Annotated in this window: 23 protein-coding genes; 10 read left to right on the top strand and 13 right to left on the bottom strand. The window is 41.1% G+C overall.

The annotated features are described in order from the left end of the window. Positions 1–118: 118 nt before the first annotated feature. Positions 119–1,024 (bottom strand): DMT family transporter, encoded by a 906-nt coding sequence (locus tag FA584_RS04645; protein ID WP_096046323.1) that lies wholly within the window; start codon positions 1,022–1,024, stop codon positions 119–121. An 82-nt stretch (positions 1,025–1,106) separates the two neighbouring features. On the opposite strand from FA584_RS04645, the gene FA584_RS04650 reads away from it, so the two are divergent. Then, the gene (locus tag FA584_RS04650) at positions 1,107–1,757 is read left to right on the top strand and encodes an arylesterase (protein ID WP_096046324.1); all 651 of its coding nucleotides are present in this window, start codon (positions 1,107–1,109) and stop codon (positions 1,755–1,757) included. Here the strand turns inward: FA584_RS04650 and FA584_RS04655 are convergent. Beyond that, positions 1,740–1,991, bottom strand: coding sequence for a hypothetical protein (locus tag FA584_RS04655; protein WP_096047802.1), 252 nt, complete (start codon positions 1,989–1,991; stop codon positions 1,740–1,742). The two genes, FA584_RS04650 and FA584_RS04655, sit on opposite strands and share 18 nt — an antisense overlap. 132 nt (positions 1,992–2,123) lie before the next feature. On the opposite strand from FA584_RS04655, the gene FA584_RS04660 reads away from it, so the two are divergent. The 6 genes from FA584_RS04660 to arsB all read left to right on the top strand — a co-directional run bounded on the left by FA584_RS04660 (position 2,124) and on the right by arsB (position 7,378). Next, positions 2,124–3,941 (top strand): putative nucleotidyltransferase substrate binding domain-containing protein, encoded by a 1,818-nt coding sequence (locus FA584_RS04660; protein ID WP_096046325.1) that lies wholly within the window; start codon positions 2,124–2,126, stop codon positions 3,939–3,941. 1 nt (position 3,942) lies between these two features. After that, a complete protein-coding gene (locus tag FA584_RS04665; RefSeq protein WP_096046326.1) occupies positions 3,943–4,554 on the top strand; it encodes a 3'-5' exonuclease in 612 nt (203 codons plus the stop codon). 65 nt (positions 4,555–4,619) lie between these two features. Continuing rightward, entirely contained in the window at positions 4,620–4,901 is a 282-nt protein-coding gene (locus FA584_RS04670) for a nucleotidyltransferase family protein (RefSeq protein ID WP_167750372.1), read from the top strand. After that, positions 4,894–5,262 carry a HepT-like ribonuclease domain-containing protein gene (locus FA584_RS04675; RefSeq protein ID WP_096046328.1) on the top strand — a complete coding sequence of 123 codons (369 nt, stop codon included), beginning with the start codon at positions 4,894–4,896 and terminating at the stop codon, positions 5,260–5,262. Before FA584_RS04670 ends, FA584_RS04675 begins: the two co-directional genes overlap by 8 nt. After that, entirely contained in the window at positions 5,263–5,901 is a 639-nt protein-coding gene (locus FA584_RS04680; protein WP_096046329.1) for a hypothetical protein, read from the top strand. 421 nt (positions 5,902–6,322) lie between these two features. Next, a complete protein-coding gene (arsB, locus tag FA584_RS04685; RefSeq protein WP_096046330.1) occupies positions 6,323–7,378 on the top strand; it encodes an ACR3 family arsenite efflux transporter in 1,056 nt (351 codons plus the stop codon). A 54-nt stretch (positions 7,379–7,432) separates the two neighbouring features. Here arsB and metE read toward each other — a convergent pair whose 3' ends face one another. Continuing rightward, on the bottom strand, positions 7,433–9,631 hold the full coding sequence (gene metE, locus FA584_RS04690) for a 5-methyltetrahydropteroyltriglutamate--homocysteine S-methyltransferase (protein ID WP_167750373.1): 2,199 nt from the start codon (positions 9,629–9,631) through the stop codon (positions 7,433–7,435). Positions 9,632–9,688: 57 nt separating this feature from the next. Beyond that, positions 9,689–10,087 (bottom strand): hypothetical protein, encoded by a 399-nt coding sequence (locus FA584_RS04695; protein WP_096046332.1) that lies wholly within the window; start codon positions 10,085–10,087, stop codon positions 9,689–9,691. Between the two features lie 134 nt (positions 10,088–10,221). On the opposite strand from FA584_RS04695, the gene htpX reads away from it, so the two are divergent. Further along, positions 10,222–11,073 carry a zinc metalloprotease HtpX gene (htpX, locus tag FA584_RS04700; RefSeq protein ID WP_096046333.1) on the top strand — a complete coding sequence of 284 codons (852 nt, stop codon included), beginning with the start codon at positions 10,222–10,224 and terminating at the stop codon, positions 11,071–11,073. Between the two features lie 152 nt (positions 11,074–11,225). Next, the gene (locus FA584_RS04705) at positions 11,226–11,600 is read left to right on the top strand and encodes a cupin domain-containing protein (protein ID WP_096046334.1); all 375 of its coding nucleotides are present in this window, start codon (positions 11,226–11,228) and stop codon (positions 11,598–11,600) included. Between the two features lie 25 nt (positions 11,601–11,625). On the opposite strand, the gene FA584_RS04710 is transcribed toward FA584_RS04705, so the two are convergent. After that, positions 11,626–12,162 (bottom strand): RBBP9/YdeN family alpha/beta hydrolase, encoded by a 537-nt coding sequence (locus tag FA584_RS04710; RefSeq protein ID WP_096046335.1) that lies wholly within the window; start codon positions 12,160–12,162, stop codon positions 11,626–11,628. A 99-nt stretch (positions 12,163–12,261) separates the two neighbouring features. Between FA584_RS04710 and FA584_RS04715 the strand changes: the two genes are divergently transcribed. Further along, positions 12,262–12,810, top strand: coding sequence for an isochorismatase family protein (locus tag FA584_RS04715; RefSeq protein ID WP_096046336.1), 549 nt, complete (start codon positions 12,262–12,264; stop codon positions 12,808–12,810). Positions 12,811–12,832: 22 nt separating this feature from the next. Here the strand turns inward: FA584_RS04715 and FA584_RS04720 are convergent, their stop codons facing one another. The 8 genes from FA584_RS04720 to rpiB form a co-directional block, all read right to left on the bottom strand. Beyond that, positions 12,833–13,675, bottom strand: a complete 843-nt coding sequence (locus FA584_RS04720) for a CheR family methyltransferase (protein WP_096046337.1) — start codon at positions 13,673–13,675, stop codon at positions 12,833–12,835. Then, positions 13,675–14,244, bottom strand: a complete 570-nt coding sequence (locus FA584_RS04725; RefSeq protein ID WP_096046338.1) for a CheB methylesterase domain-containing protein — start codon at positions 14,242–14,244, stop codon at positions 13,675–13,677. The genes FA584_RS04720 and FA584_RS04725 overlap by 1 nt, the downstream gene beginning before the upstream one ends. A gap of 96 nt (positions 14,245–14,340) precedes the next feature. After that, positions 14,341–15,792 carry a leucyl aminopeptidase gene (locus tag FA584_RS04730; protein ID WP_096046339.1) on the bottom strand — a complete coding sequence of 484 codons (1,452 nt, stop codon included), beginning with the start codon at positions 15,790–15,792 and terminating at the stop codon, positions 14,341–14,343. Next, positions 15,758–16,471 (bottom strand): DedA family protein, encoded by a 714-nt coding sequence (locus tag FA584_RS04735; protein ID WP_096046340.1) that lies wholly within the window; start codon positions 16,469–16,471, stop codon positions 15,758–15,760. Before FA584_RS04735 ends, FA584_RS04730 begins: the two co-directional genes overlap by 35 nt. 4 nt (positions 16,472–16,475) lie before the next feature. Then, positions 16,476–17,681: a tryptophan synthase subunit beta gene (trpB, locus tag FA584_RS04740; protein ID WP_096046341.1), complete on the bottom strand. Its 1,206-nt coding sequence runs from the start codon at positions 17,679–17,681 to the stop codon at positions 16,476–16,478. Beyond that, positions 17,681–18,238: an adenine phosphoribosyltransferase gene (locus FA584_RS04745; protein ID WP_096046342.1), complete on the bottom strand. Its 558-nt coding sequence runs from the start codon at positions 18,236–18,238 to the stop codon at positions 17,681–17,683. Before FA584_RS04745 ends, trpB begins: the two co-directional genes overlap by 1 nt. Before the next feature lie 149 nt (positions 18,239–18,387). After that, a complete protein-coding gene (locus tag FA584_RS04750; RefSeq protein ID WP_087438315.1) occupies positions 18,388–18,720 on the bottom strand; it encodes a hypothetical protein in 333 nt (110 codons plus the stop codon). A 2-nt stretch (positions 18,721–18,722) separates the two neighbouring features. Next, on the bottom strand, positions 18,723–19,151 hold the full coding sequence (rpiB, locus tag FA584_RS04755; RefSeq protein WP_096046343.1) for a ribose 5-phosphate isomerase B: 429 nt from the start codon (positions 19,149–19,151) through the stop codon (positions 18,723–18,725). Between the last annotated feature and the right edge of the window lie 67 nt (positions 19,152–19,218).

Below are 19,218 nucleotides of genomic sequence, written 5' to 3' on the forward strand. Positions count from 1 at the left end.
AAAATCTCAACTTTTAGCGGTTATTTTAGCGCTTATTGCAGGGGTTTTACTGATTGAAATTGTTTTGCAAAGTCTCTTAGGTTCGTAAAATAGTGAATTAGGCTTTTACATGTAAAGCCTAATTGAGTTTCTCTTTTGCCCGAAAGCGTGGGAGCTGAGAGATAATAATACCCCCAAAAATAACAAAGCTTGCCATCATCTCTGTTTGACTTAAGACTTCGCCCAAGAAGAAGTAGGCAAGAAGAACGGTAAATACGGGGATAAGATTGACAAAGACTGAGGCGCGTGAAGCTTCAATGCGACTGAGAGCTAGGTTAAACATGCCATACCCTCCAAGGGTTACTACGATGCCAAGGTAACACAACCAGCCCAACGCTTCCCAAGAGAGATTGAGTGGCACACCCCATGATTCCCACAGCGCCAAAGGGAAGAAAAAAAGTGTTCCCACAAAGGCTTGAATTGCGGTTAAGAAGAGGGCAGAGAAGCGTTGGCTAAGGTAACGTACTGAGATGGCGTACCATGTTCCACAGATCATCGCACAAAATTCTAAGAAGTTTCCTAAAAGCGGATTGGTCGCGTGTTCACTGCTTTGGGCTCCAAGGCTCAGCCAAACAGCTCCTGCAACGGCTAAAGCAGAGCCTATCACCACACGTTTACTGAGGTACTCTTTGAGCACAAAACTTGCTGCAATCGCTGTCATCAGAGGCATCATCGAGGTGATCATACCTGCTTGCGAAGCGGTAGTGAGTTGTAACGCTTTGGCTTCAAAAATGAAGTAAAGGCAGGGTTCAAAAAAGGTCAGAAGTAAAATGTACTTGATATCTTTTTTCGTAAATTCAAACGTAGAAAACTGTTTGATAAAGTAGACGAAGCAGAGACTCGCAATGGACATACGACCAAACATCGCACTCATGGGTCCCAAAACACCAAGAACGGCTTTGAGGGCGATAAAAGAGCTTGCCCATGTCAGCATGGCGATGAGTAAAAATACGATCCCAATTAAATCAATGCGTTCTTGCTTCATTATGTAATCTCTCTCTTAAAAAATGTGTGCCATTGTACCGCCTCTTTGCTAAAAACAGCGATATTTTGAGTACAATGAGTTTATGGAACTATTCAGCTTACGCAACATCATTCTTATCATTCTGATCATCATCGGCATCAACTACTATAAAAGTAGACAAGAAGTTGATGTGCAAAGTCTCGCTTTGCCACTGGATACCAAAGTGCTTGCTTTTGGCGACAGTCTAACCTTTGGCTATGGAGCACCAAGCGAAAAAAGCTACCCTTCTGACTTAGTCGATCTTTTACATGTAACGGTCATCAACGAAGGGGTCAATGGAGAACTCAGTGAACAAGGTTTGGCTCGTTTAGCAGGTGTTCTTGAACGCCACAAACCAGACATTTTAGTTTTATGCCATGGTGGCAATGATATTTTACGTAAAATTGATGTGGCTCAAACGAAACATAATCTCAATGAAATGGTCAAGTTAGCCAAAGAACAGGGCATTTATGTCCTCTTGGTCGGTGTGCCAACGTTTGGTATTTTAAATTTTGATGTGCCACCGTTTTACTATGAGGTGGCGAAAGAGAATAACATTGAGATTGAAGATAGCAGTCTTAAAAAAATCTTTGACAACGAAACCACGCTTAAGTCTGACAAGGTTCACCCAAATGCCGATGGCTACGAATTGATGGCTAAAAGCATCGCTCGAATGCTGAGTGAAAACTACCACCCATCAGCGAAAGCGTTTTAAAATTCCTTTTAAATACTCCTCCGCCAAGGTTGCGATCTCCTCTTCACTGAGGGTAATCGGTTCTGTTTGAGAAGGGATATTGTTGAGTAGAACTGCCATTTGCGTGCAGGTTTTAAAAAGCTCTTCAGGACTCATGGAAACCATGACATGTAAAACGTCATTGGGAAGATTTCGAGGTTCTAGTTGGTGCAGTGCCGTAAGCTTGGCTAAAAAAGTTTCAATGGTAGGATGCAAACGTTTTTCCTTATTTTTTTTTGTGCAATTATGCCACATTCTTTGTTTATCTGCTTCATTAATCTTACCATGTAAGCATATTTTGGCTCGCTCCACGTTACAATCAAAGTTACTCTCATAAAGGGGCTTGGCATGAGTATGTACGATCTTGAGGCGTTTTTGCGCTCTATTCATCCGTTTCAACTGCTTTCCAAAACCGAGATTGCTAAAGCCATCAGTGCGATGAATATCGCTTACTATAAAAAAGAAACCTTGTTGCTTTCACCTTCAAAACCCGCTGAATTTTTATACATTATCATTAAAGGCGAAGTAGGGGAGTTTCATGAAGAGGAACTGCTGAAGGTGTACAGCAAATCCAACTCATTTGATGCCGATGCACTGATTTATTCCAAAAGTGAGAGCAGTTTTAAAGTTTTGGAAGAGCTCATTTGCTATGAGCTGAAAAAAGTCGATTTTCTCGCTTTACTTGACTCCAACGCAGCATTTAAAGCCTACTTCATCCAAGACCTTGCTAACAAAATCCAATCCGCTAAAGCCAAAGAGTACACGACAGAACTCTCAGGATTTATGATGGCGCGCGTGCAAGACAGCTACTTGCATGAGCCGACTATCGTAGAAAAAGAGTGCTCCATTATCGATGCCCTTGCTCAGATGGAGGCGACAAAGAGTAGTTGTATCATCGTTCGAAATGGCGAGGAGTATGAGTATGGCATCGTGACCGACAGCATTGTTCGTCGTCATGTACTTTTTGAGGAGTACGATAAACATGCCGCTATTGGTCCCATTGCTCTACATCCCATTATTACTATCGAAGCGGATGACTACCTTTTTAACGCACTTCTTTCTTTTACAAAACATTCCATTAAGCGCCTTATTGTCACACGCGATGGCGAAATTATCGGCATATTGGAGCAACTGGATCTGCTCAGCTATTTTGCCAACCACACCTATTTGGTCGCCGTTCAAATCCGTAAAGCGACCACGATTGAAGAGCTTAAACAAGCCAGTTTTGATCTGATTAGCATCGTGAAAAAGTTACATGTAAAAGGAACCAAGGTTGATTATATCGCCAAGCTGATCTCTGAGATCAACGAGAAGATTTATGAAAAGCTCTATGGCATGATCGTCCCACCTGAGCTTGCCCAAAAAGCGTGTTTGGTTGTGATGGGGAGTGAAGGGCGCAAAGAGCAGCTCCTTAAAACTGACCAAGACAATGCGTTGATTATTGACGATAATGTCAATGAAAGCCTTTATATTCCCTACATGCGGCGTTTTACTGAAACACTTATCGATTTTGGATTTCCGCGCTGTGAGGGTAACATCATGGTTTCCAATCCGTATTGGTGCAAACACTGGAGTGCTTACCAAAAGGAGATCATGCGTTGGTTTGATGCCCCAAGCATGGAAGATGTCATGAATCTCGCGATTTTTTTCGATGCAATTCCTGTGGCGGGTGAAGTGTCGATGTTGCATAAACTCAAAAATGAAATCTTTGAACATGTCGAAGAGCAGAGTCCTTTTTTAGCCAATTTTGCGAAAGCGGCAACGGCATTTGAAACGCCCATTGGTATGTTTACCAATCTGATTGCTCAAAATCATAAAATTGATGTCAAAAAAGGAGGAATTTTCCCCATCGTTCAAGGTGTGCGTGCCCTTGCATTAGAGCATAAAATCGAAGTGACCGACACGCTTACGCGCATAAAGAAACTTGCAAAGTTAGACGTCATAGACAATGATTTTGCAGGCGCACTCATCGAAGCGTTTGATACTCTTTTGAACTTGCGCCTGAAAGAGCGTTTGAGTTTGGGTGAAGAAAAAGGGCTAGATAACTTCGTGAACATCGAAAATCTCAACCAATTAGAGCTAGAACTGCTCAAAGACAGCTTCAAAATCGTCAATAAATTTAAGAAGTTTTTGACGTACCATTTTAAACTTTCTATGGTGAGCTAATATGTTTGCCTCTTTCTTTGCCAAACGAAATGCCAAAAAACTCAAGGATGAGCAGTATCGTTTTTTATTTGATGAAGCGCCCGTTGATGAGGTGGTAGTGTTTGACACCGAAACGACAGGGCTTAGTCCTAAAAAAGATGAGATTCTCTCTATTGGCGCGGTGAAAATCAAGGGCAATAAAATCTTGATGTCCGAAAAGTTTGAGCTCTTCATCAAACCCAGTCGTGAGATCAATGAAAAAAGTATTAAGATTCACCAAATTCGCAATGTCGATTTAGAACATGGCATCGCTCCACACGAGGCAATCGTGCAGTTTTTGCACTTCATTGGTTCACGCCCACTGGTCGGCTATTACCTTGAGTTTGACATCAAGATGATGAACACTTATGTTAAACCGTGGCTTGGCATCAACCTTCCAAATCCGCAAATCGAAGTCTCAGGACTCTACCACGATAAAAAGATCAAATTCATCCCCGATGGCGTCATCGACCTGCGCTTTGATGTGATGATGAACGATCTTGGATTGCCTATTTTTGGAAAGCATGACGCACTGAACGATGCGGTAATGACGGCGATGATGTATATTAAACTGCAAAATATTGGGAAGATTTAGGTGGCTTTTTTGCTTTACATGTAAAGGTTATGTTATAATTTTTCAAATTCACGAAAGGATAAACGATGGGTTATTTAGAAGTATTAAGCACCTTGGCACAACTCAAAACCAAATACAACATCCCAGAACTTTACCTTTTCGGCTCTTTTGCTAAGCACCAAGATAATGAGAACAGCGACGTTGACATCGCTGTCAAACTCGAAAAAGCAGATGCATTTTTACTTGTACGCATCATCATGCAAGAAGCGCAAGAAAAACTTCACAGAAACGTGGATATCGTGCAACTGCGAGAGCGCATGAATCCTCTACTAAAAAAAGTTATTCTTGAAGAGGGCGTACGTGTCTGAGCAAGAACTTGTGCAAAGCATTCTCGAACAGATGATTCTCTCGTGCGAAAGAGTTGAAAAACGTTTTTCCACTATCCAAACGATTAATGATTTTTTAGACACCGAAGAAGGCATCGAAAAGCTTGATGCCATTTGTATGCAACTCATTGCTTTAGGCGAAAGTGTCAAAAACCTCGATAAGATCACACACAAAACGTTACTTCTCCGCTACCCACAAATCGTTTGGAGCGAAGTAGCTGGCATGCGCGACATCATCAGCCATCACTATTTTGATCTCAACGCTGAGATCGTTTTTGAGGTGTGTCAAAATCACATTAAACCGCTTAAAAATACACTGCAAATGATTCAAAAGGAATTTTGAATGGAAAGTACATCATTAAGTTGTGGAATTATTATGCCTATTTCGGCAATGGATGGATACCTAGCAAAACACTGGGAAGAAATTCAAGCAATTTATATTGATGTTGCACAAAAATGTGGTCTTAGTAATGCAAAGCTTGTCAGCGAAGAGAAATCATCAGGTGTGATTCATACCAATATCATTAAAAATTTATTTGAAAATGATATTGTCATCTGTGATGTAAGTGGTAAAAATCCTAATGTTATGTTTGAACTTGGTCTGCGTATTGCCTTTGATAAACCTGTTATTGTTACAAAGGACGATGAAACAAAAATTAGTTTTGATATAGCACCTTTAAAATACCTTGAATACCCTAAAACACAACATCATGGTGGAATAGAAAAATTTAAAATAGATCTTACTGAGTGCTTACAAGCGACATTAGAAAAAAGCCCTTCCTATCTTCAAAGTTTTGGTATCAATTACAGCCGTGTTGATAATAGTGAAGCTTTTTTACAGAAATTGAGCAGTATTGAAAAGGATGTTCGTTTAACAAAAATCTTGACACTTCAGAATCAATCTAACCTTTCAAATCTAAATGATTTAATTCCTTTTGACCCAGTTGCGAGACTCAATAGAAAATTAGGAATAAAATCCTAATTTATATTTTAAATAATAAAAGGCCAGTGTTAAACTTTTAACTTTTTAGTACATAATACTTTGCTTTCTTCATCATTTGCCTGTTTTATATGTTCTGAGTCTTTACATGTAAAGCTATTTATGAGTCTCACCTATTCACAAAAGTTAAAAGTTTGGCTCTCCAATCCTGAGTTGCTCTCTATGAAATCCTTGCAAAAATGCTTTATCTACGCACTCATTTCTTTCACATGAGAACGAAGTAAATAAATTTTGGTTATGCTATTTTCATGTTGCGATCTTGATGTAAAATAGAGTAATGAGATATTTGAAATAAAGTAATTTTGCAATAAGTATACTGATTTTATAGGGTTACATTAACCTATTTTTGGGTCAATTACAAGCAACTTAAATCAATATATATTGATATATAAAGGATGTTTCCATGCAAAATAAATCGACAAAACCCGCTTCAGGTATGGGCTTTTTTGAGCGTTACCTTACGGTATGGGTGGCTTTGTGTATTATTGCGGGTGTGGCCATCGGTCAGTTTTTTCCTATCATTCCTCAGACGCTCAGTCGTTTTGAATATGCACATGTCTCCATTCCTATTGCCATTCTCATTTGGCTGATGATCTACCCAATGATGCTCAAAATTGACTTTGCGAGTATTTTGGACGCGGGTAAAAAACCTAAAGGCTTGTGTATTACATGCACGGTAAATTGGTTGATTAAACCTTTTACGATGTATCTTATCGCAGCTTTCTTTTTTAAAGTGCTCTTTGTAAACTTTTTACCTGAAAATCTTGCCAATGAATACTTGGCGGGTGCTATTTTACTCGGAGCGGCACCTTGTACGGCGATGGTGTTTGTATGGAGCCATCTGACCAAAGGCGATCCTGCGTACACGTTGATTCAAGTGGCGGTAAATGACCTGATTTTGCTGATTGCGTTTACGCCTATTGTGGCTTTTTTACTAGGCGTTAGTAATGTCTTTGTGCCGTATGACACGTTGTTTTTATCGGTTGTTTTATTTGTAGTCATCCCCTTGTTAAGCGGTTATCTTTCACGTCGTTATATCATCAAGCACAAAGGTCTTGGTTACTTTGAAAATGTGTTTATTAAAAAATTTAACAACACCACCATTCTTGGGCTTTTGCTCACACTCATCATTATTTTTACGTTTCAAGGCGACATTATTCTCAACAATCCTTTACATGTAATTCTTATTGCTATTCCCCTCACCCTTCAAACCTTTTTTATTTTTTACATTTCCTATGGTTGGGCACGCGTCTGGAAGCTTCCTCATAACATTGCTGCACCTGCTGGAATGATTGGGGCGAGTAACTTTTTTGAACTTTCCGTAGCTGTAGCGATCACACTTTTTGGTTTGCAATCAGGTGCAACGCTGGCAACAGTCGTAGGCGTACTTGTGGAAGTTCCTGTCATGTTGGCGCTCGTGCGCATTGCGAACAACACAAAGCATTGGTTTGAAAAGTAGCAAGTAGAGAGACACAGGGTAACCACGAGAGGAAAATTCCCCTCGTGGTTATTTTTAGCGTGCTAACTGCACGGCTTTTATCATGTTGGTTAAAGCGGCTTTAGTTTCACTCCAACCTCTGGTTTTTAAACCGCAATCAGGGTTGATCCAGAGTTGCTCTTTAGGCAAAACTTGCAAGCATGCTTTGATCTGCTCGCTCATTTCTTCCACACTCGGTACACGTGGCGAATGGATGTCATACACGCCCGGTCCAATTTGGGCTCTGTAGTTTGCTTTTTGAAAGACTTTGAGCAGTTTATTGCCACTGCGTGACGTCTCGATGGTGATGACATCGGCGTCCATACGTTCTATCGTGTCGATGATGTCATTGAAGTTGCTGTAACACATGTGCGTATGAATCTGTGTTTGATCCCATGCAATCCCTATCGAAGCTTTGAAACTCTCAACCGCCCATTTTTCATACGCTTTGATCTTTTCCTCACGTAAAGGATAACCCTCTTTAAATGCCGCTTCATCGACTTGGATGATTTGGATGTCGTGACGTTGCAGTTCATCGACCTCTTCAGAGATCGCATTGGCGACTTCAAAAGCTACTTCACTTTTCGGGATGTCATTGCGTACAAATGACCAGTTGAGGATGGTCACAGGGCCTGTAAGCATGCCTTTCATTGGTTTCTCAGTCAAGCTTTGGGCATACACTGTCCAGTCAACACTAAGGGGCTGTTTGCGACGAACGCTTCCGTATAAAAGCGGTGGCTTGACACAACGGCTCCCGTAACTTTGAACCCAACCATTTTCACTAAAGGCAAACCCCTCTAAGAGTTCGCCAAAATACTCGACCATGTCATTGCGTTCAAACTCACCATGTACTAAAACATCCAGTCCAAGTTCTTCTTGAAACTCAACGCATGCTTTGATGGACTCTTTTAAGGAGCTTTCGTACTGTTCGCGTGAAATCTCGCCTTTTTTGTATGCATTACGCACCGCTCTGGTCTCTTTAGTTTGAGGAAATGAGCCGATGGTCGTAGTAGGAAAAAGCGGCAAATTCAGCGCTTTTTGTTGTAAGGCAAAACGGGTAGCGTAAGGTGACCTGGTGTAGGCAATGCCACTAGTTTGAAGTGGTGGTACTTTTTGGGTGCATGCACTTATTGTTGGTTTTTCTTTCTTCTCCCAAAGTGTATTGAGCTGCTCTAACTCTACTAGTTTTTCAAGGGCAAAGCTGAGACGACTTTTGACTTCAGGAGCTAATTTTTCTTCAAACTTGGTTGAAAAAGGTACATGTAAAAGCGAGCATGAGGTGGAAAGGATGATATGGTTGTCATCGATTTTTTCGCTGATTTTCTCTAACAATTCATACGTTTTGAAAGCATTGCTTTTCCAAACATTGCGCCCATCAATCATGCCAGCAATCAGTATTTTATTGTTTACATGTAAAAGGGCGTCAAGGTTCTCTTCGCCGTACACAAAATCAAGTCCTATCGCCCAAATAGGGCAATTTCCTAAGATTTCCACCGCTTCATTAGCACGATCAAAATAGGTGACAACCGCGATTTTAAGATTGGGACTCACCACACCTAAACGCTCATACGCTATTTTTAAAAGGCTGAGGAATTTTGGCTCTAACGTTTTGGCAAAAAGTGGTTCATCAAACTGCACAACGATGTTTTCACCTAAACTTGAAATGGCATAAAGCACTTTAACATAGGCTGTCACCACAGCATCAAAAAGGCTGTAAAGATCACTTCCATCGACAGCGTTGGAAAGGAAAAGAAAGGTAAGTGGTCCTACAAGATTTATTTTTGGATGAACTCCTTGCGCTTTGGCTTCTATAAACTCTTCTGCGATTTTAGAAATGTTCACGTGGGAAAAGTTCATATTCGCATGTAGTTCTGGGACAATGTAGTGGTAGTTGGTGTTAAACCATTTGGTCATCTCCATTGCGGCATGGTCATCATCACCCCGTGCCATGGCGAAATAGCAATCTATTTTGTCGTCGATATTTTCAAAGCGCGGAGGAATGGCTCCCAGCATAACGGTCGTGTCGAGCATAATGTCGTAGAGACTAAAATCATTGCATGAAATAAAGTCGATGTGATGCTCTTTTTGGTAGTTCCAATGGCGATTTTTGAGCGTTTTAGCAACGGATTTGACCGCTTCAAAATCAGTTTTACCCGCCCAATAGGCTTCTAAAGCAAATTTGAGCTCACGTTTTTCCCCAATGCGTGGGAAGCCTGTAACGTAGGTTTGTGACATAGTTTTAAGTCCTTAATATCTTTTACACATCAAAAAAGGAGTGCTTTTTTGAGAAAATTAAGCCAGCTTATATGCGTGGCAAAGCTCGGTATTTAGTGGTTGATATAAAGGAAATTGTGGTGGGTGGATACCGGTTCGGCGGAAGCTAAAGAAGCGAGAGTGGCAGTTGCATTGACGTCTTTTTTTGGCACGTTTGATGGCAGAGTGGGCGCGCTTTGCAAACAGTCGACTACATTTGCAAAGCCTTGGTCGATACGATGAGACAAATCCAAGCAGGGCAGGGCTAAGAGGTGGCGGATCGTCCTCAACGGCTTCTTGGTCACACGTATCGGCAAAGAGGTGTGTGGTATGTAGCAAGCGTGCGTGTTGGCGTTTGGTTTTGTATTCAATGGTTGAAGCTTGAATCGAAGCGAGCTTAAAGTAGCCCTTTTTGCCAAAGCCCAGAGGCAGTCTCACGTGATGTGCGTCCTTAAAGTTGATGGCGGCATTATAGCACAATAGACTTCTTGCATAATCTAATAGTTTACATGTAAAAACTATTTACCAAAGTGAGGTAAAATGGAGTTATCAATTTTTAAAGGAGAAGCTCTATGGAAGTGGTAAAAACCGTTGTATTATTGACCTTGATGACACTGTTGTTTGTGTGGGTTGGTGGCATGATGGGCGGAATGCAAGGGATGATGATCGCATTGATACTCGCGGGTGTCATGAACTTTGTGAGCTATTTTTACTCCGATACATTGGTGCTTCGTCACTACAATGCCGTGCCTGTTACGCGCCAAGAAGCACGTGGGCTTTATAACATCGTTGAGCGATTAAGTCAAAAAGCTGCTCTGCCATTACCTCAAATTTATATCATTCCCGATTCCATTCCCAATGCCTTTGCGACAGGGCGCAATCCCTCTCATGCCGTAGTGGCAGTAACCGAAGGGCTTTTACAGCTTTTGGACGATGAGGAAGTGGAAGCCGTTTTGGCGCATGAAATGAGCCACGTCAGGCATTATGATATTTTGGTGGGAACCATTGCGGCAACGATTGCAGGAGCCATTGGCGTGATCGCCAATATGATGCAATTTGGCGCGATGTTTGGAGGAGACCGCGAAAATCGTCCCAATCCGATTGTGATGATTGCCCTTGCCATCATTTTACCGCTTGCCGCGGCGGTCATTCAGATGGCGATTAGCCGTAACCGTGAATATATGGCCGATGAAGGCTCAGCTCGTTTAACGGCGCATCCTGAGTGGTTGCAAAGCGCACTCGCCAAACTTTCAAACTATAATGCACAAGGGATGGTACATGAAGCCACACCTGAAAGTGCGCATATGTTTATCATCAACCCTTTTTCCGGAAAAGATATTTCATTTGCATCACTCTTTTCAACGCACCCTTCGACAGAAGATCGCATTGCGCGACTCGAAGAGCTCAAATTTGAGCTAAAATAACAAACGGATTACACGTTGGTAAGAAGTTTTTCTGCCTCGAACGAGGCAAGCTTCAGTGCCACAGCGGCTTAGCGTAGCTTTTTGGGCTTTGCTCAAAAAGCGTGAAAAGAGCTTGGCAAGAGCTCTATAATTTTACATGTAAAGGATTTTAGATGAAACGCTCTTTAAATGAAATTCCAAGTACGCCGCTTCAAGCAGGTGAGGGTGCGAGTATGCAAATGCTGATTGCACCGAGTGTTGAAACGAACTTTGCGATGCGCAAATTTGTTATTAAAAAAGATGGACATATGCCTTTTCACACCAATACGGTTGAACATGAGCAGTATGTTCTCAAAGGTAAAGCGCGTGTTCGTTTGGGCGATGAGAGTTTTATCGCGGTTAAAGATGACATTATCTTTGTGCCAGCAGGAGTTCCTCATTCATACCATGTGATTGGTGATGAAGATTATGAATTTTTATGCCTTGTGCCTAATAGCGATGATAAAATTGAGATGGTCAATGCCGGCGGTCAAGGTTGCGGTTGTTAATACAATAAGCCTCTTTTGAGGCTTATTAGGCACGACGTAATTGCTCTAAAAATGTCAAACCTTCTTTCCAAAGACCGAGGTTACTGGCGGTATTAATATGCCCTTTCTCACCTACATTGACTAAGGAACTTCCCCACGCATCTGCCATTTGCTTCGAATATGTCAAGCTTGCATAAGGGTCATTGCTACTTGCAACAATAATACTTGGAAACGGGAAGGGTTGAAGCGGTGTATGCTCAAAACCTTCTGCAATGGTTGGGAAAGTTGGTTCTTTTGGGTCGGGTGGCGCTACGATCAAGGCTCCTTTTATAGGTGAATGATGTGCCATTGACGCCCAGTGTGCAACAACTAAACACCCAATGCTGTGGGAAACAATGATAACATCTTTACCTGCATTTTTAACGGCTATTTCGACATTTTTGACCCATTCATCACAGACAGGATGATCCCAATCGTTTTGCTCGATGCGTTTAAAATCGGGATGGTTTTTTTCCCAATGTGTTTGCCAGTGCGTTTCACCTGATCCTTGATAGCCTGGTAATATCAGCACGGATGTTGCCATAAATCCCCCATTTTGATCAAAATAAAAATTTATTGTAATCTAGCATGACTTAATTAAGAGTGAGTAGGTTATGATAATACCTAAAAGTAAGGAGGATTCATGCGCCTTGATTCAAAACAGACGGCTATGCTGCTGGTGGATGTTCAAGAACGTCTTTTTGTCCATATTCACAATCACGAACAGATTGAAAAGCATCTTCTTGTCCTTCTACAAGGGCTTAAAACCTTAGAAATTCCCATTTTATGCAATCAACAATACACGAAAGGTCTTGGTCAAACCATCTCTTCGGTGCACTCCCTTCTGGGTAAAATGACGATTTATGAAAAGTGTACGTTTAGTTGTTATCAAAACAGTGAAGTTACAGAGGCATTGGAAGCTTTACATGTAAAGTGTATGATCGTGGCAGGCGTTGAGAGTCATGTGTGTGTTTTGCAAAGCGTGTGTGATCTTTTAGATGCAGGGTTTGAAGTGATCGTATGTGCGGATGCTATGGGCTCACGAAAAGAGTATGACCACAACATTGCACTGCGTCGTATGGAACAAGAAGGGGCAAGCCTTGCTACTACGGAGTCCCTTCTTTTTGAGTTATTGCAAAGTGCCCATCATCCGCAGTTTAAAGAGATTAGTGCCCTTGTAAAAACATTGTAAATCGTTTTACATGTAAAGAAGTTTAGGACTTCTTTACATAGTAAGAGAGACGATTGTCCGTATGTTTGGTAAAATAGTTATTTTCAGGAATGATGTCCGCATGTCCTAAAAAGAGCTTACCTTCTGGCTTAAGAAGCGTGGCAAAGCGCTCAATGGTTTTAAGGCGAAAGTCATCATCAAAGTAGATGAGCATATTGCGGGAAAAGATAATGTCATACTTTCCTAATGCGAGAAATTCATGCTCAAAAATATTGACTTTCGTAAATGAAACAGAGGTGAAATATTCCCGTTTAACACGATAATAACGCTCTTCTGGGGTAAAAAACTTCTCTTTAAGCCGAGTCTCCAATTTGTGCAAAGAGCGTTCTGAAAAGAGTCCTTTTTGGGCTTTGTCAATCGCTTCCGAGTTGATGTCAATACCCATAATACTGAATTCTCTAGGTTCCCGTCTACGTTCTTGCAACATCATGGAAAGGGAGTAAACCTCTTCACCTGAAGCGCAAGGAGCACAGAGAATTTTGACATTGGGAATGGCAAGTGCAAAGGTAACAGCCATATCCAGTTGCGCCTCTTCACGGTAAAAATAGGTTTCATTAACCGTAACAAGATCAATCAAATCTTGTCTGAGCGCTTTGTCGTGTTGTAGGGTTTCAAAGAGTTTGCGAAAACTATAGATCTCTTTACGTTCACAAAAGAGGCGAAGCTTGGTTTCGATAACACTGTTCTTCGCAAACAGATCCACACCAATCTCACGTTTAATGTAGTGTAAAAGGTCTTGAAGCCCAAAAGTATTGAACTCTTGATGCACTGCAACTTCATTTTTCTGTACGATTTCAGGTTCTTTTTTTCTATTCCAAAACCACATTAGGACTCTCCAAATTTTTTGATGGTTTGTATAATGTCATCAAGTGCGAGTGCAACAATATTGGGGTTGATTTCTACCGCACGCTTTGGCATACCAAAAACGATAGCACTTTTTTCACTCTCAGCAATACACGTTGCACCATTTTTCTGAAGTTCACTGAGCCCATTGGCGCCATCGTGCCCAATGCCTGTCAGCAAAACAGCTAAGATTTCGGTATCTTTGATTTGTGCAACACTGGAGGAAAAAAGGGTGTCAATACTTGGATTATAAGGGGTTTCTCCCTCTTTGACAGGTTCAATACTGGGTGCGAAATCACCCCGAATCAGATGACAATTTTGAGGACAAATATAGATATTGGATTGCTTGAGTGGCATTCTTTGATCAATCGCATGCACGGGCAGGCTCAGCTCATTTTGAAATTGACTGATAAAGCTTGGAATAAAGGTTGCATTCATATGCTGCGCAATCACAATCGCACCCGTATAGGTTGTTGAGATTGCAGAGAGAATTTTTTTAAGGTGACCAGGGCCTCCCGTGGAGGCTCCGATCAAAACAATTTTTAGTTTCATTAGGCTCCGAGTCTATTAGAATTCCTACAGAACTCTTTTGGTAACGGCTTTTACTCAAAGCCAGCAAACTTATATTAAGCCATAAAGGCACTTTGACTATTTTTTATTTTCTTCAAATATCCAGTAAAGATTCATTCGAATGCCAGCACCCGTTGCACCAAATTGGTTATAGCCCCATGCTTTTTCAGTATAAGCTGGCCCTGCAATATCTAAGTGAAGCCATTTGTCTTTATTCTCTTCTTCGATGAAATTATCTAAAAAGAGTCCAGCGGTAATAGCGCCACCGTAACGGCTAGAGCTGATGTTCGACATATCGGCAACGGAGCTTTTTAGAAGTTTTTTGAGGTACTTGTTAAACGGAAGTGCACCACTGAGCTCTCCACTAGCGGTTGCCGCTTTCAGCATAGAGTGTTTGAGTTCACTGCTGTGTCCCATAATACCGGTAGTGTATTCACCTAGCGCAACAACGCATGCACCTGTGAGTGTTGCCATATCGACCAAAAGATCAGGTTTAAGCTCTTGTGCATAACACAGACAATCTGCTAAAACCAAGCGACCTTCTGCATCCGTATTGCGTACTTCGATGGTTTTACCGTTCTTTGCGACCAAAACATCATCGGGTTTATAGGCATTGCCCCCAATCATATTCTCCGTTGCACCAATAATGGCATGGATTTCATAGGGAAGCTCAAGAGTCGCAGCTGCTTTTAAGATCGACATAGCCGCGGCTGCACCACTTTTATCTGCTTTCATGGTGACCATGTGCTCGCTTGGTTTTAAGCTAAGTCCACCGCTATCGTACGTGAGACCTTTTCCCACATACACAAGGCGTTTTTTGGCATTTTCAGGCTTATAGGTGAGGTGAATCAAGCGAGGAGGATGTACGCTGGCGCGATTGACAGCAAGAAAGGCATTCATCCCTTGGTCTTTTAAAAATACCTCGTCCATCACTTTACATGTAACGTTTGGAATCGAGGTTAAGGTTTGCGCCACTTTTGCGAGTGCAATCGGTGTCATATCTTCAGGAGTTGCATTGACGATCTCTTTCGCAAAATTGGTTGCTTCTGCAACAGCAGTCGCTGCGCGAAGGGCTTTATTTGCTGTTTCCATTGAAACATCGGTACGGCTATAATCGTCCAAACAGATCGTTATTTTTTCAATTTTAGAAGACTCTTTTTTGCTTTTATACGTATCAAATGAATAGTTACCTAAAATGAAGCCTTCAACAAGTGCTTTAATATTCATGCCAGGACATTCGTGAGAGTATGTACCAATGGCAAGTGTTTTGACATTGGTTTTTTTAAGTGCACCCAGTGTATTGGAAGCCGCTAAACGAATTTCATCGGCATCAAGAGAATCGCACCCGACATACAGTGTTTTGCTTGTTGGTATGAAGAGAGTCTCTTCACTCTCACCTTTAAATCCTAAAAAGTGTAACGTTTCTTGATCGCTAATCCAGGAATGCGTTAAATCTTTATTGATCACAAAGACGATTTTAACGTCTGTTGCTGCCTCAGTTAATTTTTGATTGAGTAGTTCTATTTGCATGTTTATCCTTAAATGTCTTATCAGTTACTTTATGAAAATAATAGGAGATGCCACCTGCAACAATGGCGGCTATTGGAATAGCAAAATACCAGTGTGCTTTTGCCCAATGAATGACAATGAGAATTTCTTGACCAAAATACCATGTGGGAATAATTGTAAAAGATGCCCAAAACCATGCGGAAATAAGATTGATCAACGCAAACATTTTGCCACTATAACGTGTCAAACCTATGGAAATAGGAATAACGGTACGTAATCCATAGAGGTAACGTTGTGCAAAGATAATAGGCCAGCCATGTTTTTTCAAAAGAACATGGGCAAGGGCGAGTTTTCGACGTTGACTCCTAAGTTTTTTATGAACCAATTTTTTATTAAAACGACCAATGTAAAAATAGACTTGATCTCCCGCAAAGCCGCCAAGTCCTGCCACGAAGATGGCAATAAAAAGGTGCATATCGCCTGTATGAGTCAATAAACCTGCCATGACAAGCCCAATTTCACCCTCCAACATTCCCCAAAAGAAGAGAATGATGTAGCCATACTCTTTTAAGAGATAGATAAATTTATTTTCCAATCCACATACAGGTGCTAAGTAGAGGACATATCCAAGCGTTGAGAGTACGATTGTCATAAAGAGAGCAAATAGTTTTCCAGAATGTTTATTCATAAATTCATTCATTGGCTTATCCAATATTCAAAATGGATTTTGCTTGCATCATGTCTTTATCGCCACGTCCTGAAAGATTGACAATAATGACTCTATTTTTGATCTCGTCTTTAGGAATTTTCTTCAAATATGCCACAGCATGTGCACTCTCAAAAGCAGGAATAATACCTTCTTTACGACTCAACCAGACAAAGGCATCGAGTGCTTCTTGATCGGTAATATGATCGTATTTTGCCGCACCTAACTCTTTAAGATACGCATGTTCAGGTCCAATGCCAGGGTAATCGAGTCCTGCTGAAATAGAGTGAGCTTCGAGTATCTGTCCATCATCATCTTGGAGAAGATAACTCATCTGTCCATGCAGTACTCCAGGGCTTCCTTTTGCGAGGGAACAGCCATGTTTATCCGTATCAATGCCAAGACCACCTGCTTCGATACCGACACAGGTCACCCCTTCTTCGCCTAAGAAATGGCTAAAAATACCCATTGCGTTGCTACCACCACCAATACAGGCAACAACCATGTCAGGAAGGCGTTTTTCTTTGACCAAAATTTGCGCTTTTGCTTCATAACCGATGATGGCTTGAAAATCACGTACCATCATAGGATATGGATGAGGGCCTGCAACGGTTCCGATAATGTAAAAAGTATCTCGAGCATGAGTGACCCAGTAACGAATCGCCTCATTCATCGCATCCTTAAGTGTTTTACTACCACTTTTAACGGCGTGTACTTTTGCGCCTAAAAGCTTCATACGAAAAACATTGAGCTCTTGTCTCTCAACATCTTTTTCTCCCATAAACACTTCGCATTCAAGTCCCAAAAGTGCCGCGACGGTTGCTGTTGCAACACCATGTTGCCCCGCACCGGTTTCTGCAATGACACGTTTTTTACCCATTTTTTTAGCGATTAAGCCTTGTACAATGGTATTATTGATCTTATGTGCACCTGTATGGTTAAGGTCTTCACGTTTGAGATAAACTTTAGCACCTAACTCTTGAGAAATATTTTTCGCGAAATAAAGTGATGAAGGGCGTCCTACATAATCTTTCATGTAGTGATCCACTTCAGTCCAAAAATTTTCATTAAAGCGAAGGTTCTGGTACTCTTTTTCAAGTTCTAACAGAACAGGCATCAGTGTTTCAGGAACAAAGCGTCCACCAAAAATACCAAAATGGCCATTGTGATCAGGGTCGAATTTTGAAGCTCTAGGAATATACATTAAAATACCTCTAATACAGAATAGACAGAAGTTGTTTTTTTGATATCAAGATCCCCTTGTAAAAAAGTAAGGTTGATCACAAAGCACGCTTCAACACATTCTTCTCCTGCTTTATTAATAAGATTGACTGCAGCTGTGGCTGTGCCGCCTGTTGCAATTAAGTCGTCGATTAGGAGTACTCTTGGTTTTGATGTGGTTATAGCTGAAAATGCGTCGATGTGTATACAAACTTCATCAACGCCATACTCCAATGAGTATTTTTCGCTGATCGTTGTGTAGGGAAGTTTGCCCGGTTTTCGAATAGGGACAAAACGTGTTTTAAGACGTGCTGCTAATGCAGCCCCAAAGATAAATCCACGGCTTTCGATACCAGCAATATAATCAATTTTCATAGTCGAATAACGATCAACCAAATGGTCTATCAAGAGTGTAAATGCTTTAGCATCGCCTAGGAGAGTGGTAATATCCTTAAATTTGATGCCAGGTTTTGGGAAATCTTCAATTTCTCGAACAGAATTTAAAAGATAAATTTTATCAGCTTCACTTAAATGATTCATAGAAAACCTTTTTCATTTGAATATGCCTTCTAAGCAAAACTTAAAAAGCTACGTTATTTAGCCACTTGGGCGCTAAAGTTTGCCTCTTGAGGGGCAGAAAAATATTTACATGTAAAAGGAGAAAGAAAAAGAGTAACTTTTTAAACGAATTATAAAAGTGCCTCGATCTTTCCTTCAAGCTCTTTAATGTGCTGGCGGAGTTTGTCTCCTTCCATGCGGTACTGACTGTTGCGTGTACGAAGTGATTTTAGGTCATTTTTGACTTTTTTAAGTTCATCACTTAAAATATCAATATTGCCTAAAGAGCGTTGCAATTGCACTTGGTATTTGCGGATAACCACTTCGGCATCATTGAGGGTTTGTTTAACGACAATGTTACTGCGCTTTTCTTTACGTAAAAGCGTTTTGAAGTAAAACACCATAATCAATAAGTACATGCAAGCGGAAAAAAGTACCGTTGCGATAACCCAGTCAAGTGCCATAGTCATAACTCTATTTTCTTAACACGATCAGCGTGTCTGCCACCTTCAAATGAGGTAGCACACCATGCTTTGAGCATGGATTCAATAACACCTAGCCCAACAATACGTTGACCAAAACAGAGTACATTCGCATCATTGTGTGCGCGTGCCATTTCTGCTGTATACGCATCATGACAAAGCGCTGCACGAATACCAATATGCTTATTGGCGGCCAAGCTCATACCGATACCTGAGCCACAGATAAGAATTCCCTGTGTTGTACTGTTATTGAGAACTTCAAGGCAAAGTGCATGAGCATAATCAGGATAATCAACACGTTGATCGTTAAACGGTCCAAGATCAATGACTTCATGACCCATATGGTTTAACAGTGCAATGACATCGGGTTTGATGGCAATGCCTGCATGATCGGTTGCGATAAAAAACTTCAAGGAAATGTCCTTTAACTAGGTAATAGAAATGATTATATCACAAGGATTATTAGAAATTCCAAAAACA

It is taken from the genome of Sulfurospirillum diekertiae, assembly GCF_011769985.2.
In the GTDB taxonomy this organism is placed as follows: Bacteria; Campylobacterota; Campylobacteria; order Campylobacterales; family Sulfurospirillaceae; genus Sulfurospirillum; species Sulfurospirillum diekertiae.

Coding starts and splice junctions, on each gene's coding strand:
- FA584_RS04705 (WP_096046334.1), top strand. CDS start 11,226: ATGAAACGCTCTTTAAATGAAATTCCAAGTACGCCGCTTCAAGCAGGT.
- FA584_RS04735 (WP_096046340.1), bottom strand. CDS start 16,471: ATGAATGAATTTATGAATAAACATTCTGGAAAACTATTTGCTCTCTTT.
- FA584_RS04745 (WP_096046342.1), bottom strand. CDS start 18,238: ATGAATCATTTAAGTGAAGCTGATAAAATTTATCTTTTAAATTCTGTT.
- FA584_RS04650 (WP_096046324.1), top strand. CDS start 1,107: ATGGAACTATTCAGCTTACGCAACATCATTCTTATCATTCTGATCATC.
- FA584_RS04720 (WP_096046337.1), bottom strand. CDS start 13,675: ATGTGGTTTTGGAATAGAAAAAAAGAACCTGAAATCGTACAGAAAAAT.
- FA584_RS04730 (WP_096046339.1), bottom strand. CDS start 15,792: ATGCAAATAGAACTACTCAATCAAAAATTAACTGAGGCAGCAACAGAC.
- FA584_RS04670 (WP_167750372.1), top strand. CDS start 4,620: ATGGGTTATTTAGAAGTATTAAGCACCTTGGCACAACTCAAAACCAAA.
- FA584_RS04725 (WP_096046338.1), bottom strand. CDS start 14,244: ATGAAACTAAAAATTGTTTTGATCGGAGCCTCCACGGGAGGCCCTGGT.
- trpB (WP_096046341.1), bottom strand. CDS start 17,681: ATGTATATTCCTAGAGCTTCAAAATTCGACCCTGATCACAATGGCCAT.
- FA584_RS04645 (WP_096046323.1), bottom strand. CDS start 1,024: ATGAAGCAAGAACGCATTGATTTAATTGGGATCGTATTTTTACTCATC.
- FA584_RS04680 (WP_096046329.1), top strand. CDS start 5,263: ATGGAAAGTACATCATTAAGTTGTGGAATTATTATGCCTATTTCGGCA.
- FA584_RS04715 (WP_096046336.1), top strand. CDS start 12,262: ATGCGCCTTGATTCAAAACAGACGGCTATGCTGCTGGTGGATGTTCAA.
- htpX (WP_096046333.1), top strand. CDS start 10,222: ATGGAAGTGGTAAAAACCGTTGTATTATTGACCTTGATGACACTGTTG.
- FA584_RS04665 (WP_096046326.1), top strand. CDS start 3,943: ATGTTTGCCTCTTTCTTTGCCAAACGAAATGCCAAAAAACTCAAGGAT.
- FA584_RS04660 (WP_096046325.1), top strand. CDS start 2,124: ATGAGTATGTACGATCTTGAGGCGTTTTTGCGCTCTATTCATCCGTTT.
- arsB (WP_096046330.1), top strand. CDS start 6,323: ATGCAAAATAAATCGACAAAACCCGCTTCAGGTATGGGCTTTTTTGAG.
- metE (WP_167750373.1), bottom strand. CDS start 9,631: ATGTCACAAACCTACGTTACAGGCTTCCCACGCATTGGGGAAAAACGT.
- FA584_RS04710 (WP_096046335.1), bottom strand. CDS start 12,162: ATGGCAACATCCGTGCTGATATTACCAGGCTATCAAGGATCAGGTGAA.
- FA584_RS04750 (WP_087438315.1), bottom strand. CDS start 18,720: ATGGCACTTGACTGGGTTATCGCAACGGTACTTTTTTCCGCTTGCATG.